The organism is Aureimonas ureilytica DSM 18598 = NBRC 106430, from assembly GCF_000382705.1.
In the GTDB taxonomy this organism is placed as follows: Bacteria; Pseudomonadota; Alphaproteobacteria; order Rhizobiales; family Rhizobiaceae; genus Aureimonas; species Aureimonas ureilytica.
Map to the genome: position 1 here is coordinate 162173 of NZ_ARQE01000003.1, position 14776 is coordinate 176948.

The following is a 14776-nucleotide window of genomic DNA, read 5'->3' on the forward strand; positions in this document are numbered from 1 at the left end:
GATGGATACATTCGCGCTTCTGGGACAAGGCCTTCTGACGGCCGCCCAGCCCATGAATCTTCTCTACGCGCTGATCGGCGTGACGCTGGGAACCGCGGTCGGCGTCCTGCCCGGCATCGGCCCGGCGCTGACCGTCGCGCTGCTTCTGCCCGTCACCTACCAGCTCGACGCGGCCGGCTCGCTGATCATGTTCGCGGGCATCTACTATGGCGGCATGTATGGCGGATCGACCACCTCGATCCTCCTGAACACGCCGGGCGAAAGCGCCTCGATCATCACGGCGCTCGAAGGCAACAAGATGGCCCGCAAGGGGCGCGGCGGCCCCGCGCTGGCGACGGCCGCCATCGGCTCCTTCGTCGCCGGCCTGATCGCGACGCTGGGTCTCGCCTTCCTCGCGCCGATCATCGTCTCCTTCGCGCTCTCCTTCGGCCCGGCGGAATATTTCGCTCTGATGATCCTGGCCTTCGTCACCGTGTCGGCGGCCTTCGGCGACTCGGCGCTGCGTGGCCTCACCAGCCTCGCGCTCGGCCTGACGCTCGGCCTCGTCGGCATCGATCTCCAGACCGGACAGGCGCGCCTGACGCTGACCCCGGTCGCCAAGTATTTCCGCGAACTGGCCGCCGACCCGGCCGCGCCGCTCCATTCGCTCTGGGAAAGCCTGTCCTCGCTCTTCGGCGGCATCTCGGCCAATCTCCTCGACGGCATCGAGGTGACGACGCTGGCCGTCGCGCTCTTCGCCATCGGCGAGGCGCTGGTCGTCGCGGCCGCCGCCAGCCGCACGCCCGACACGATCGAGGCCGTGAAGGGCTCGCTCTGGATGACGAAGGAAGACTGGAAGCGCTCCTGGAAGCCCTGGCTGCGCGGCACGGCGGTCGGCTTCCCGATCGGCGCCATGCCGGCGGGCGGCGCGGAGATCGGCACGTTCCTCTCCTATTCCATGGAGAAGAACCTCACCAAGCATCCCGAAGAGTTCGGCCAGGGCGCGATCGAAGGCGTCGCGGGTCCGGAAGCGGCCAACAATGCGTCCGCCGCCGGCACGCTGGTGCCGCTGCTGACCCTTGGCCTGCCGACCTCGGCCACGGCCGCGATCATGCTCGCCGCCTTCCAGCAGTTCGGGCTCCAGCCCGGCCCGCTTCTCTTCATCACCTCCCCCCAGATCGTCTGGGGCCTCGTCGCCAGCCTTCTGATCGCCAACCTGATGCTGGTGGTGCTCAACCTGCCGCTGATCGGCCTCTGGGTGCGGCTCCTCACCATCCCCCGTCCCTGGCTCTATGCGGGCATCCTCGTCTTCGCGACGCTCGGCTGCATCGGCGCCAACCCGTCGGCGGTGGAACTCGGGATGCTGCTCCTGTTCGGCCTGATGGGCTACATGCTGCGCCGCTTCGGCTATCCGATCGCGCCGGTCGTGGTCGGCCTGATCCTCGGGCCCATGGCCGAGCAGCAGCTGCGCCGCGCGCTGGCGATCAGCCAGGGTGACCCGAGCGTCCTCGTGCACTCGGTTCTGGCCGTGACGCTCCTGACCCTCGCGGTTCTGGCGCTGGTGGTGCCGATGATCCTGCGCGCGCGGGGCCGGGGCAAGCTCCTGGCGGCGATGGCCTCCGACGAGGATTGATCGCTTCCCACATGGAAGCCATGCAAAAAGGGCAGCCCTGCGAGGGGCTGCCCTTTTTCATTTCGGGAAGGTGTGAGGCCGTTCAGCCGCGCTTGATGCCGTAGAAGGCTTCCGGGTCGATGCCGACGGACTGGAGCGCCGCGCGGCTCGGGCGCTTGCCGGCCTCGGCGGCGGCGGCGCAGGCGACCGCACCGCTGACCGTGTTGGTGAAGCTGCGGATCTGGCTACCGAACTGGCGCATGCGGGACATCTGGCTCATCACTCTTCTCCTCGATCTGTTGAGATGAAGATGGGCGTTTCGCCTCGCGCTTAGAAGAGGCGCCAAGGCGAGGGAGCCATGCAGAAATGAGAGACCTGGCGGGCACGTTGGATCAAATCGTTTGAATTCGCTGCGTTTCCACGCCGATCTTGCTTCAAGCCATGCTTCTCCGCGTGGTGAGCACGATGTAGGTCCTTCGACATTGGTGAAGAAAGCCTTTCCTTCATCGGAACGGCCGGCTGACCGGGGAGGATCGGGGCTTCGCAGGCAGGGCATGCCGAGGGATGTCGCTTCCTCGTCGGAAACAGAGAGAGGTTCTCAGCCTCCACGACAGAGCCCTTCCCCCTCACGATCCACCGAGCCATTGCCATCCGAGCGGCAGATCGGGACGGCTCCCGGCGATCGAGACCAGCGCGACAGCCCGCCCCCTCAGCCCGGCACCAGACGGGACGCTGGGCCATGCTTTCAGCGGATTAACAGGAGCGCGAGCCGCACCGAATGGCAGGCATCGCAGGCTGCCGAGCGATTTTCGAGCCGGCCAAGGAACCTCGCCCCGTTTCCGGCATTCGGCGAGGTTGACGCTGCGAACGGTTTCGCGCGACCGAAGGATGCTGCCTTGGATATCGTCACCTCGCAAATGCTTCGGCGCGCGCTGCCCCTGTTCACCGCACTGGCGGTCACGGTGCTGATCCTGGCCGTGTCCTCGATCCTCTATCTCGGGCGCGAAATCTTCGTGCCCTTCGCGCTCGGAATTCTCCTCTCCTTCATCCTCGCCCCGATCGTCATCAAGCTGCAGCGACACCGCGTGCCGCGCATTCTCGCCATCTCCGGCGCGATCCTCGTCGCCACCGTCGTGATTCTCGGCCTCGGCTTCCTGATCGCGACGCAGGTGACAGCGCTGGTCGGCGAAATTCCGTCCTACCGCTCGACGGTCGAGGGCAAGCTGCGCTCCCTGTCGGAATCGGCGCAGTCGCAAGGAAGCGGCCCGTTCAGCCGCGCCGCCGTGGCGCTGGAGGAGATGGCCGCCGACATCCAGACCATCGCCGCCCCGGCCGAAGGCGCGGCCGACGCACCCAAGCCCCTTCTCGTGACGGTGGAGGATTCCAGCAGCCTGTTCCAGACGATCAGCGCGGTGGCCCTGCCGCTCCTGTCGCCCATCGCGACCTTTGGCGTCGTCATCATCTTCGCGATCTTCATCCTCCTCCAGCGCGAGGACCTTCGAAACCGCTTCATCCGCCTCGCCGGAACGGACGATCTCCAGCAGACCACCGCCGCGATCGACGACGCGGCCAAGCGCCTGTCGAAGCTCCTCCTGTTCCAGCTCGGCGTCAACGCCGCCTTCGGCGCGATGACGGCGCTCGGCCTCTGGCTGCTCGGCGTGCCGAGCCCTGTTCTCTGGGGCATTCTCGGCGGCATCCTGCGCTTCATCCCCTATGTCGGCGGCTTCATCGGCGCGGGCCTGCCCATGCTCCTGGCCTTCGCGGTGGACCCGGGCTGGTCCATGGTGATCTGGACGGCGGTTCTTTATCTCGGCGCCGAGGCGCTGCTCAGCAATGTCGTCGAGCCCGTGCTCTACGGCCATTCCACCGGGCTTTCGCCGGTCGCGATCCTGCTCGCGGCCACCGTCTGGGCGCTGCTCTGGGGGCCGGTCGGCCTGATTCTGGCGACGCCGCTCACCATCTGCCTCGTGGTCATGGGCCGGCACGTGCCGCGCCTCGCCTTTATCGACGTGATGTTCGGCGACCGCCCGGCCCTTTCGCCGCCGCAGATCTTCTATCAGCGCATGCTCGCCGGCGCGCCGCAGGAAGCGGCCGATCAGGCCCGCGAATTCCTGCGCGAGCGCGAACTCGCCACCTATTACGACGAGGTGGCGCTGGAGGGCCTGCGCATCGCGCACGAGGACGTCGCGCGCTTCGCGGTGAAGGGCGAGCGGCTGGAAACGCTGCGCGCCGCGACCTTGGAACTCGTCGAGGATGTCGGGACGCTGCGCCCCTCGCGCCGCCGCCGCAAGACCCATCTGACCGCCGAGGCCGCCGCCGCCGTCGACGCGGTCGGCCCCGATCAGGAGGTCACACGCATCGTCCAGCGCAAGGAGGACCTCGCTCCCGAATGGCGCGGCCCGACGCCTGTGGTCTGCCTGTCCGGCAACAATGCGCTGGACCCCGCCGTCACCACGATGCTGGTGCAGGTGCTCGAACGCCATGGGCTCGGCGCGCGCCACATCTCCCTGTCGGAGCTGCGCAAGAACCCGCCCGCGCGCAAGGATGCCGAGGGCGTGGCGCTGGTGGTCCTGTCCTTCATCGAGCCGCTCTCCACCGTGCATCTGCGACAGGCCGTGCGCGAAGTGCATCGCGTCGCGCCCAAGGCCCGGATCATGATCGGCATCTGGCGTCAGCGCGACCCGGCCATGCTGCAGGAACTGCAACGCCGCGTCCATGCCGACGCTCTCGTGACGACGCTGAACAAGGCGCTCGCCGCCGCGCTCGAAATGTCCGGCCAGCGCGGCGTGCAGACGCCCGCCCCTCGCCCCGCGCCGCCCCCGGCGGTCCCTGCGAACCGGGTGGAGGCGGAAGCTTCCGCCGTGGCGCTTTAGAGCCTGGGACAGAACCCTGCGGCGGAGAGCCGGCGAGGGATTTTCGTTCCCGGCGAGGCGCCGAGCGGAGGCGATGCAGCGCATCGACGAGCATCGGCAACGATGATCGGGGACGGAAAGACCCGGCGGATCGACCCGAAGGGTTCTGTCCCAGGCTCTAAGCCGCGAACCCCTCTCCCCAACGCCTCGATCAGGCCCATCCTCGCGGATGGGCCTTTTCTTTGGCCGCCGGCGTCGCGAGGCGCGTTCTGCGGGAGTGAGCCGCCATCGAAGCCAAGCCTTGCAGCGAGGCAAGGTCGACGCTGTGTGGCGACGCGGGTCGCGGCCCGCCTCTCGCAGCTCGGACGCTTTCCCATCTCCACAAACGAAAAGACCGCGCCCGAAGGCGCGGTCTCGTCAGTTCAGTTCCGTGCACGTGGCGTCGAGCCGGAGCTCCCGGCCCTCAGTCCTGCCCCTCGGGGCGGATGAAATGCACCCGGTCCACCGCGGCGGTGCGGAAGGCTTCGCCGACATGGGCGAAGGCCTGATGCGCGTCGTCCGAGGCCGCGCCGCCATCTTCCGGCTCCAGAAGGAAGACGAGGAAGGAGCGGCCCGTCGCCATGTAGTCGGTGCCGAATTCGAAGGGCACGAGTTCGTCGCGATTGGGCAGGTTGGTGTCGATGATGCAGGCCCAGCGCTTGCCGCCCGGCGCCGAGGGCAGCTTCACGTTCACAACGTCGTCATGCGCGTTGAGGACGAGCAGCATCGTGGCGTCGGAGCCGAGGCGCTTGATGCCTTCCGACTGGGCGCGGCCGTCGAGCAGCACGCCGAAGCAGCGCGCGCCCGCGTCGTTCCATTCGGCATCCTGCATCTCGTTGCCGGACGGCGACATCCACGTCACATCCTTGGCGCCGATCTCCTCGTCGAACGTGCCATGCAGGAAACGGCCCCGGCGCAGCATCGGCAGCGACTGGCGCAGCATGATGAGCTTCTGGACGAACTCGGCGAGTTCGACCCCCTCTTCCGTCACGTTCCAGTCGACCCAGCCGATCTCGTTGTCCTGCGCATAGGCGTTGTTGTTGCCGCCCTGCGTGCGCGCGAACTCGTCGCCCGCCAGGATCATCGGCGTGCCGCGCGAGAAGAGGAGCGTGGAGAAGAAGTTGCGAAGCTGGCGAAAGCGGACCTCGTTGATCGCCTTGTCTTCGGTCGGGCCTTCCGCGCCGTAATTGTAGGACAGGTTGTGCGAATGGCCGTCGCGATTGTCCTCGCCATTCGCCTCGTTGTGCTTGTCGTTGTAGCAGACCGTGTCGTGCAGCGTGAAACCGTCATGGGCGGTGATGAAGTTCACCGAGGCCCAGGGCCGGCGGCCGCGCTTGTCGAAGAGGTCGGCCGAGGCCGAAATCTTCGAGGCGATGGCCGGGATCTTGCCCTGGTCGCCCTTCCAGTAGGCGCGCACCGTGTCGCGATAGCCGTCGTTCCACTCGGCCCAGCCCGGCGGGAAGCGGCCGACCTGATAGCCGCCCGGACCGCAGTCCCAGGGCTCGGCGATGAGCTTGGTGCGCGCGAGCAGCGGGTCCTGCATCGTGGCGTGGAGGAAGGAGGATTCCTCCGAGAAGCCGGTCGGCTCGCGCGCCAGGATGGTCGCGAGATCGAAGCGGAACCCGTCCACATGCATCTCGCCCGCCCAGTAGCGCAAGCTGTCCATCACGAGCTGCATGACGCGCGGATGCGAGGTGTTGACGGTGTTTCCGGTGCCCGTGTCGTTGATGTAGTAGCGCTTGTTGTCGGGCAGGAGGCGATAATAGGAGGCGTTGTCGATGCCCTTGAAGGAGAGCGTCGGCCCGTTCTCGTTGCCTTCGGCCGTGTGGTTGTAGACGACGTCGAGGATCACTTCCAACCCGGCATGGTGGAAGGTCGAGACGAACTCCTTGAATTCGTTGACGAAGGGCGTCGACATGTAGCGCGGGTCGGGCGCGAAGAAGCCGAGCGTGTTGTAGCCCCAGAAGTTCCGAAGGCCCTTCTCCACGAGATAGCTGTCGTCCACGAAGGCGTGGATTGGCAGAAGCTCGACCGAGGTGACGCCGATGCTCTTGATGTATTTGACGACGTCATGATGGGCGAGGCCAGAGAACTTGCCGCGATCGCGCTCGGGAACGGACGGGTGGCGCTGCGTGAAGCCCTTCACATGCGTCTCGTAGAAGATCGTGCGCTCCCAAGGCACGTTCGGGCGCGTTTCGGTGCCCCAGGTGAAGGCCGGGTCGATGACCTGGCTCTTGGGCACGAAGGCCGCCGAGTCGCGCTCGTCGAAGGACAGGTCGCCGTCCTTGTGGCCGATCGTGTAGCCGAACAGGGCGTGGTCCCATGTCAGCTCGCCCACATGCTGCTTGGCATAGGGATCGAGCAGCAGCTTGTTGGGGTTGAAGCGATGGCCGGCGTCGGGCTCGTAGGGGCCGTGGACGCGGTAGCCGTAGATCAGGCCGGGGCGTGCGTCCGGCAGATAGCCGTGAAACACCTCGTTCGTATATTCGGGCAGGACGATGCGCTCGATCTCGCGCTCGCCTTTCTCGTCGAAGATGCAAAGCTCGACTTTCGTCGCGTTGGCCGAGAACAGAGCGAAGTTGACGCCGAACCCATCCCAGGTCGCGCCACGGGGGAAGGGCCGGCCGGCCTCGACCCGCGTGCCGCCGCGACTGGCGCGCGGAAGGCTCTTCAGCAGGGAAGCCGTCGTGTTTTGGATGTTCACGGGCGAATACTCGCGTCAGGAGGAAGACTGCGAGCGAGATAAGACGCAAGACGCCTCTTTGGTTCCCGCCGAACTTTGGGGGCCTTGCCGCGTTGACGCGCGGCAGACACGCGAGAAGGACGCACCCATGAAGATCGCAGCCGTCATGACCCGGCATGTCGAATATGCCGCGCCCGGCGACCCGGCCTCCGAACTCGCCGTCATGATGGGCGATCTCGATGTCGGCGCTCTGCCGATCGGCTCCGACGAGGAACTGCTCGGCGTCGTCACCGATCGCGACATTCTCTACCGCGTGGTGGCGCGCGGCCTGCACCCGGCGCAGGTCGAGGCGCGCGACATTCTCTCCTCGCCCGTCATCGCCTGCCGCGAGGGCGACGACCTCCAGACCGCGATGGACCTGATGGCCGCCAACCATGTGCGCCGTCTGGCGGTGCGCGGCGAAAGCGGCAAGGTGGTCGGCTGGGTGACGCTGGCGGACCTGTCGCGCAAGCTGCTTCTGGATTCGCAGATCGTGCAACAGGGCCTTGCCGAGATCAGTCGCGATACCGCCGGTTGATGCTTCCGACGATTTCCTGAGACAGGCCGAGCCGGGCGGCGAGATAGGTGAGATAAAGCTGCCCCGCCGCCTGCCGCGTGCCGACGGCCAGAAGCGACACCGCATAGGCATGGGCCGCGCGGTCGCCGGCCAGAGCCCGGGCCACGATGGCGTTCACCGACGGCGGCGCGGCGGCGGCCTCCCGCAAGCGCTGGATCGAAGCCTCGTCCGCGCCGTGCCGCCGCAGGCGCTCCGTGGCCGCCTCCAGCGCCGGCTCGCCGCCCCCGCCCGCCAGCGCCGCCGCGCCCGCGACCTCCAGGAGAAAGGCGCGGTCGTCCTCGGGCAGACTGCGGAAATCGATCGTCAGCGGATAGGAAATCTGGTGACGATTGGCGAGATGAGCGCCGAGAAGCTTGCTGGACAGCACCTTCAACGTCGCCTCGCGCTGGCGGCGCATGGGGCGCGTCGTCGAGGACGCGGCCCCGGCGGCGTCCATCGACGCCCCCGGCAGGATCATGTCCAGCGCCAAGCCTTGCCCGTCGCGCGGGCCGGCCGCGCGGCCGGCGAAGCGCCAAAGCCACTCGAAGCCCATTTACTGCGCCGCCTGCTCGGTCGCGGCCGGAAGCAGCGCCTCGATCTGGCCGAGAAGCCGCGAGAAGTCGACCGGCTTGGCGTGATAGTCGTCGCAGCCCGCCGCCAGCGTCTTCTCGCGATCGCCCGACATGGCATGGGCCGTCAGCGCGATGATGGGAATGCGCGGGATGGACGGGTCGGCGCGGATCGTGCGCGCCGCCGTCCAGCCGTCGAGAACGGGCAGGTTCATGTCGAGCAGCACGATGTCGGGCGCGGCGACCTTGGTCTTGTCCACGCCGTCCTGCCCGTCATGGGCGAGGATGACTTCGTAGCCCCGGCGTTGCAGGCGGCGCGACAGGAAATCCCAGATCTCTTCGTGGTCTTCCACCAGCAGGATGCGGGTCATCGGACGCCCTCCAATTCAGTTGCCGGCCCGGAGGACGGTGTTTCGTTCGTATGCTTGCGAGTCATAACGCGGATCTGGCCCGCAAGCTCCCGAAGGTCCACGTCTCCCTTCATGAGAATGCGCTGGGTCTGGCCCTGAAGGCGTTCGAACTCCTCGCGCGTCAGGTCCTTCGAGGTCAGAACCAGCACGGGAATGTCGCGCCATTCCTCGCGCGAGCGCAGCGCGTTGAGGAAGCCGAACCCGTCCATGACGGGCATGACGAGGTCGAGAAGGATGAGGCCGGGCTTCTGGACGGCGACGCGCTCCAGCCCCTCCTGCCCGTTCACCGCCGTGACGACGTCGAGCCCCTCGCGCTCCAGAAGCGTCGCGGTGCGCTGAAGCGCGTCCTCGTCGTCATCCACCGCGAGCACCAGCGAATTGTCGGGTGTCCGATAGCGGCCCATCACCGATTTCAGCCGGCTCCATTCCACGGGCTTCAGGAGATAGTCCGAGGCGCCGAGGGCGAAGCCGAGACTGTGCTCGTCGATGATGGTGATCATGATGACCGGAATCTCGGAAAGGTCCGGGTCGGCCTTCAGCTCGGTCAGAACGGTCCAGCCGTCCATCTTGGGCATGGTCACGTCGAGAAGGATGACGTCGGGCTTCACCATGCGGGCGAGCTCCAGTCCGCTCAACCCGTCGGCCGCCGTGCGCACGGCGAAGCCTTCCTTGGTGAGGAAGCGCATCATGAGTTCGCGCGCATGCGGATCGTCGTCGATCGCGAGCACCAGCCCCGCCGCGCCGTGCGGCGTCGCCTCGCCGATCGTCACCGGCGCCTCGACGCCCTCGACTTCGGGCGGCGTTTCCACCTCGGCGGGAATGCGGATCGTGAAGGTCGTACCCTGCCCTTCCTCCGAGCGCACGCCGATATCGCCGCCGAGGAGGCGGCAGAAGGCGCGCGTGATGGCAAGGCCCAACCCCGTGCCGCCGAACTTGCGGGTGGTGGAACTGTCGGCCTGCGTGAAGCGCTCGAACAGACGGCCGACCTGCTCATGCGTCATGCCGATGCCGGTATCGCTTACCTCGAAGGTCAGCCAGTCGCGCCCGTCGCCTTCCGAGCGGGTCGCATGGAGCGTGATCGTGCCGTTCTCGGTGAATTTCGAGGCGTTGGACAGGAGATTGATGAGGCACTGGCGCAGCTTCACCTGATCGGTGTGCATCGCGCCGAGATCGCCGTCGAGCTTCAGTTCCAGCCGGTTCGACTTCTTGGCGACCAGCGAGCCGACCGTGGAGGCCACGTCGTCGAGGACGGAGGCCACCTCGAAGCTCTCGGCATAGATGTCCATGCGCTCGGCCTCGATCTTCGAGAGGTCGAGCACGTCGTTGATCAGGCTGAGGAGATGGCGCGCATTGCCCTCGATCTTCTTGAGATCGGCCAGGAGATGCGTTTCGCCGAGGTCCTCGACCTCCTCTTCCAGCATTTCGGCATAGCCGATGACGGCCGAGAGCGGCGTGCGCAGCTCGTGGCTCATATTGGCGATGAACTGCGACTTGGCGCGGTTGGCGTTCTCGGCGCTTTCCTTGGCGGCGGCGAGTTCCTCTTCGGCCGCGCGCTGGTTGGTGACATCGGTGTTGGTTCCGAACCAGCGGCGGATGACGCCCTTTTCGTCGCGGATCGGGATGGCCTGACTGAGGAACCAGCGGTAGGAGCCGTCGGCCGCGCGAAGCGGGAACGTGTCCTCCCACGGCTGGCCTTCCGAGAAGCGCTTGGCGAGCCCTTCGCGCACCCGTTCGAGATGGTCGGGATGGTGGACCTTCATCCAGCCGAGCCCCTTCATCTCCTCCATGTTGGAGCCCGTGTAGTCGAACCAGCGCTGGTTGTACCAATAGATCTCGCCGTTCGGCGTCGCGGTCCAGGCGAACTGGGGGATGTTGTCGGCGATCGCGCGGAACTGCTCGTTGGTTTCGCCGAGCTCGGCCGCCGTGCGCTTCTGGTCGGTGATGTCGGTGTGGGTGCCGATCCATTCGAGAAGCTCGCCGTCGGGCCCGAGGATCGGCACGGCGCGGGCGATCATGTCGCGCCATTCGCCATCGGCACGTCGGATCCGGTGCTCGATCTTGTAGACTTCCTTCGTATCGACCGCAGCCTTCCAGGCTTCGGCCGAGCGCTGGCGATCGTCGGGATGGAGCGCTTCGACCCAGCCGAAATCGCTGTATTGCGCCTCGCTCTGCCCGGTGAAATGCGCCCAGCCGGGCTGTTCGCCACTGAAGCGGCCCGAGTTCGGCGCCGACCAGACGATGGCCGAGGTCGCCTCGATGAGCGAGCGGAACCGGCTTTCGGACGCGGCGAGCTCGGCTTCGGCGCGGATGCGCTTGGTGGCGTTGACGAGCGCGATGCCGGCCCCGACGATCTCGGAGGTCGCGCGGCGCCCTTCGGCGCGCAGCGGGTAGAGGCTCGCCAGGAAGACGCGCTCGTCCTCGCCTTCGCTTGAGCGCAGCTCCACGTCATTGTGGATCGCGCCGCGCCGCAGCGTCTCGTCGAAGAGCCGGGCGAGGCGCTTCTGCTCGCTCGGAAACAGGCCGAGCGCCTCGTCGCCCGAGCGCGGCTTGCGGCCGCTTTCGCCGAAGGCATCGCGAAACGCCTCGTTCATGCGGCTGAGCTTCAGATCGCGCGACACGAAGGCGGTGCCGATCGGCGCGTTGCGGATCACCGAGTTCAGGAGGTCGGCATGGCGCCGCCCTTCCAGCTGCCGGCGGAAGGCCAGAAGCGCGAGCGAGGCGGCGGAGGCGACGGCGAGGAGAAAGGCGAGGTTGGAGATGAGGTCGGTGCGCCGCCCCGCCGCCATGGCCTGATCGACGCGCATCTGGGCGTTGCGCTGGACGGTCGCGACTTCGGCGCGGATCTCGTCCATGATCTCACGGCCGCGATCGGAGCGCACCAGTTCGGCCGCCGGCTCGAACCCGGCTTCGGTGCGCAGGCGCACGACCTCCGCCTCGAAGGTGCGCTCGGCGGCGGTCAGGTCGCGCAGGGTCTGCAGGCGCGAGGGATCGGCCCCCGCCGCTTCCCAGTTCTGTGCCATGCGGTTGAGCTGCGCGTCGAGCCCCGCTTCGGCGAGACGATAGGGCTCCAGAAACACTTCCGTGCCGCCCAGCACGAAGCCGCGCGAGGACGTCTCGAGCGTCACGATCATCGACAGGAAGCGCTCCGTCTGCGTGCCGATCTCGGTGTTGGCCTCGATATGCGCATCGCGCTGGCGCGACTGCCAGACCGTCCAGCCGAAGGCCGCGATCGCCAAAACCAGGAGCAGCGCGGCAAGTAGCCCCATGCGCCCCATTCCGCCGTTGTCTTTGCGCTCCGCCTCATTGTCGGATGCGCTTCCGGCGCCATTCTTCATCACCATGCGTCCCCCGGGCGCGGGCCACTGCCCGCACAACGGGCACAAAACGCTCGAGCCCCCCTTTCGTTCAGCCTCCGCACCGCGTCGGAGGCCTTTTCGTCACGAGCCCTTCATGACCTTTGACCAGGCCCTCGCGTTCGGACTTGTCGGCTTGACCGTCGCCGGCTTCGTCTGGGGTCGGCTGCCCTACGATCTGATCGCTCTCGCCGGGCTTCTGGCCGGCGTCGTAACGGGCATCGTGCCGGTCAAGGCGGCCTTTTCGGGCTTTTCCGACGACGTCGTGGTGATCGTCGTGGCCGCGCTCCTCGTCAGCGCCGCCATCGCGCGCTCGGGCGTGGTGGAAGACATCATGCGCCCGCTCATGCCCTTCATGAAGACGCCGCAGCGGCAGGTCATGGTGCTGGTCGGAGCCGTGACGCTGCTCGCCATGTTCACCAAGAACGTCGGCGCGCTCGCCATGTTCATGCCCGTGGCCGCGCAGGTCTCGCGCAAGAGCGGCACGTCGATCTCGCAGCTACTCATGCCCATGGCCTTCGGCTCGCTGATCGGCGGCCTCGTGACCCTGGTCGGCACCTCGCCCAACATCATCGTCTCGAAGATCCGCCAGGACATGACGGGCCAGCCCTTCACCATGTTCGACTACGCGCCGGTGGGCCTCGGCGTCGTGGCCGTCGGCTTCCTGTTTCTGTGCCTTGCCTCCAACCTCATCCCCAAGCGCAAGCCCGGCGGGGCGATGGGCGAGGCCTTCGCGCTGGACGCCTACACGGCCGAAGCGCGGGTGCCCGAGGGGTCGAGCTTCGCTGGGCGCACGGTGGCCGATCTGGAAGCGGCCGCCGACGGCGACATCGCCGTGCGCACGGTGATCCGCGAGCGCTTCCGCCGGCTGGAACCGACCCCGGCGCTCCTGATCCGCGAGGAGGACGATCTTCTTCTCGTCGGCGAGCCGGAGGGGATCGAGCGCGCCGTCGCGCGGGCCGGACTGCGCCTCGTCGGCGAGCCGACGACGCAGGCCGGCGACATCGAAAGCGAAAGCGTGGTGGAAGGCGTCGTCACGCCGCAATCGCCCATCGTCGGCTCGCGCATCGGCAAGCTTTCGCTGGAATCGGCGCATGGCGTCACGATCCTCGCCGTCAGCCGCGCGGGCACCGAAATCCGCCAGCATCTCTCGTCCGTGCGCCTGCGCGAGGGCGACGTTCTCGTGCTCAAGGGCACGAGCGAGACCGTGCCGGAGGCGCTCGGCGCCCTGAAGATCCTGCCGCTCGCCGAGCGCTCCATCGTGCTCGGCCGCAGCCGGCGCTCCTTCATTCCGCTCGGCATCCTGGCCTGCGCGATGCTCTTGACGGCGACGGGCCTCGTCAGCGCGGTTGCGGCTTTCTTCGGCGCGGCGGTGGTGCTGCTTCTCCTGCGCGTCATGAGCATGCACGAAGCCTATGGCACGGTGGAAGCCTCGGTGATCGTGCTTCTCGCCGCGCTGATCCCGCTGTCGGAGGCGATCCAGACGACGGGCGGCACCGATCTCATCGCCGGCTGGCTGTCGTCGGCGCTGCACGGCCTGTCGCCGCTCACCTCGCTCTTCATGGTGACGCTGCTCGCCATGGCCGTCACGCCGTTCCTCAACAACGCGGCGACGGTTCTGATGCTCGGGCCGATCGCCGGCAGTCTCGCCCAGCGGCTCGGCCTCAATCCCGATCCGTTCCTGATGGCGGTGGCGCTCGGCGCGGCCTGCGATTTCCTGACGCCCATCGGCCACCAGTGCAACACGATCGTCATGGCGCCCGGCGGCTATCGCTTCGGCGACTACTGGCGGCTCGGCCTGCCGCTTTCGCTGATCGTGCTCTTCGTCGGCGTGCCGCTCGTCGCCTTCTTCTGGCCGGTCACGGTCTGATCGGCCGGGTGGCCGGGTGGCCTGTTGATCGCGCCATCCCGCCGTTTCGGAGAACCGGCGTTCGCGCCAAGCCGTGGATTCAGCATGGGTTTGTTTCAGAAAAGCACACCGGCCCGCTAGATTTCCCTCCATGGAAACGGGCGCTCCGCTTCGGGCGCCCGCCAAGGAGAACGCAACCATGGCTCGCATCCTCGTCGTTCCCGGCTGGCGCGGCTCCGAAAACGGACATTGGCAGCGCCACCTCGCCGAAAGCGATCCCGACGCGCTTCTGGTGGAGCAGGAGGATTGGGAAAACCCGATCCTGACCGAATGGCTGCACACGCTCGAAGCGCATCTCGCCGCCGCGCCGGGCGCGGTGCTCGTCGCCCATAGTCTCGGCGCGGTGCTGGTGGCGCATCTGGCCTCGCGCCCCTCGGCCGAGCACGTGGCCGGCGCGCTGCTCGTCGCGCCGGCGGATTCCGCGCGCATGGCCCGCAACGATCCGCGCTTCCTGTCCTTCGCGCCGATCCCGCGCGCGCCCCTGCCCTTCCCGTCGGTGGTGGTCGCCTCGCGCGACGATCCGTTCATGACCCTGCCCACCGCCCGCTCCTTCGCGCAGGCCTGGGGCTCGGGCTTCATCGATCTCGGCAAGGCCGGCCATATCAACCCGGCGAGCGGCTACGGGCGCTGGCCGGAGGGCGAGACGCTGGCGCGCGACCTCGCCAATGGGTGGGAACGCGGCGGGCCGGCCGCGGCCGCGCCGCATCTCTCGGCCGTCGCCCATGCGCCGATCTTCTCCTTCGGCGTCAACATGGCCTCGGGCAACTGAAAGGCG

The 14776-nt window shown here is 67.6% G+C and carries 10 protein-coding genes; 5 read left to right on the forward strand and 5 right to left on the reverse strand.

Annotated elements, in window-relative coordinates; all coding sequences use genetic code 11:
• Window position 1: 1 nt before the first annotated feature.
• Window positions 2-1612, forward strand: a complete 1611-nt coding sequence (locus tag B146_RS0108015; protein ID WP_026358443.1) for a tripartite tricarboxylate transporter permease — start codon at window positions 2-4, stop codon at window positions 1610-1612.
• Window positions 1613-1694: 82 nt separating this feature from the next.
• Here B146_RS0108015 and B146_RS28950 read toward each other — a convergent pair whose 3' ends face one another.
• Window positions 1695-1871 carry a hypothetical protein gene (locus B146_RS28950; RefSeq protein ID WP_019995910.1) on the reverse strand — a complete coding sequence of 59 codons (177 nt, stop codon included), beginning with the start codon at window positions 1869-1871 and terminating at the stop codon, window positions 1695-1697.
• 616 nt (window positions 1872-2487) lie between these two features.
• On the opposite strand from B146_RS28950, the gene B146_RS25420 reads away from it, so the two are divergent.
• Complete coding sequence (locus B146_RS25420) at window positions 2488-4464, forward strand: AI-2E family transporter (RefSeq protein WP_019995911.1); 1977 nt, start codon at window positions 2488-2490, stop codon at window positions 4462-4464.
• Window positions 4465-4906: 442 nt separating this feature from the next.
• Here the strand turns inward: B146_RS25420 and glgX are convergent, their stop codons facing one another.
• Window positions 4907-7180 (reverse strand): glycogen debranching protein GlgX, encoded by a 2274-nt coding sequence (gene glgX / locus B146_RS0108030; protein ID WP_051091531.1) that lies wholly within the window; start codon window positions 7178-7180, stop codon window positions 4907-4909.
• A gap of 133 nt (window positions 7181-7313) precedes the next feature.
• Between glgX and B146_RS0108035 the strand changes: the two genes are divergently transcribed.
• Entirely contained in the window at window positions 7314-7742 is a 429-nt protein-coding gene (locus B146_RS0108035; protein ID WP_019995913.1) for a CBS domain-containing protein, read from the forward strand.
• On the opposite strand, the gene B146_RS0108040 is transcribed toward B146_RS0108035, so the two are convergent.
• From B146_RS0108040 to B146_RS27645, 3 genes are read right to left on the reverse strand one after another with little or no spacing between them, the layout of a single operon-like run.
• Window positions 7720-8313: a DUF533 domain-containing protein gene (locus B146_RS0108040; RefSeq protein WP_019995914.1), complete on the reverse strand. Its 594-nt coding sequence runs from the start codon at window positions 8311-8313 to the stop codon at window positions 7720-7722. The two genes, B146_RS0108035 and B146_RS0108040, sit on opposite strands and share 23 nt — an antisense overlap.
• A complete protein-coding gene (locus tag B146_RS0108045) occupies window positions 8314-8700 on the reverse strand; it encodes a response regulator (protein WP_019995915.1) in 387 nt (128 codons plus the stop codon).
• Entirely contained in the window at window positions 8697-12005 is a 3309-nt protein-coding gene (locus tag B146_RS27645) for a response regulator (RefSeq protein ID WP_162141933.1), read from the reverse strand. Before B146_RS27645 ends, B146_RS0108045 begins: the two co-directional genes overlap by 4 nt.
• A 184-nt stretch (window positions 12006-12189) precedes the next feature.
• Between B146_RS27645 and B146_RS0108055 the strand changes: the two genes are divergently transcribed.
• Both B146_RS0108055 and B146_RS25430 read left to right on the forward strand, forming a co-directional pair.
• A complete protein-coding gene (locus B146_RS0108055) occupies window positions 12190-13962 on the forward strand; it encodes an SLC13 family permease (protein WP_019995917.1) in 1773 nt (590 codons plus the stop codon).
• A 178-nt stretch (window positions 13963-14140) separates the two neighbouring features.
• On the forward strand, window positions 14141-14770 hold the full coding sequence (locus tag B146_RS25430; RefSeq protein ID WP_081630955.1) for an RBBP9/YdeN family alpha/beta hydrolase: 630 nt from the start codon (window positions 14141-14143) through the stop codon (window positions 14768-14770).
• The last annotated feature ends 6 nt before the right edge of the window (window positions 14771-14776 follow it).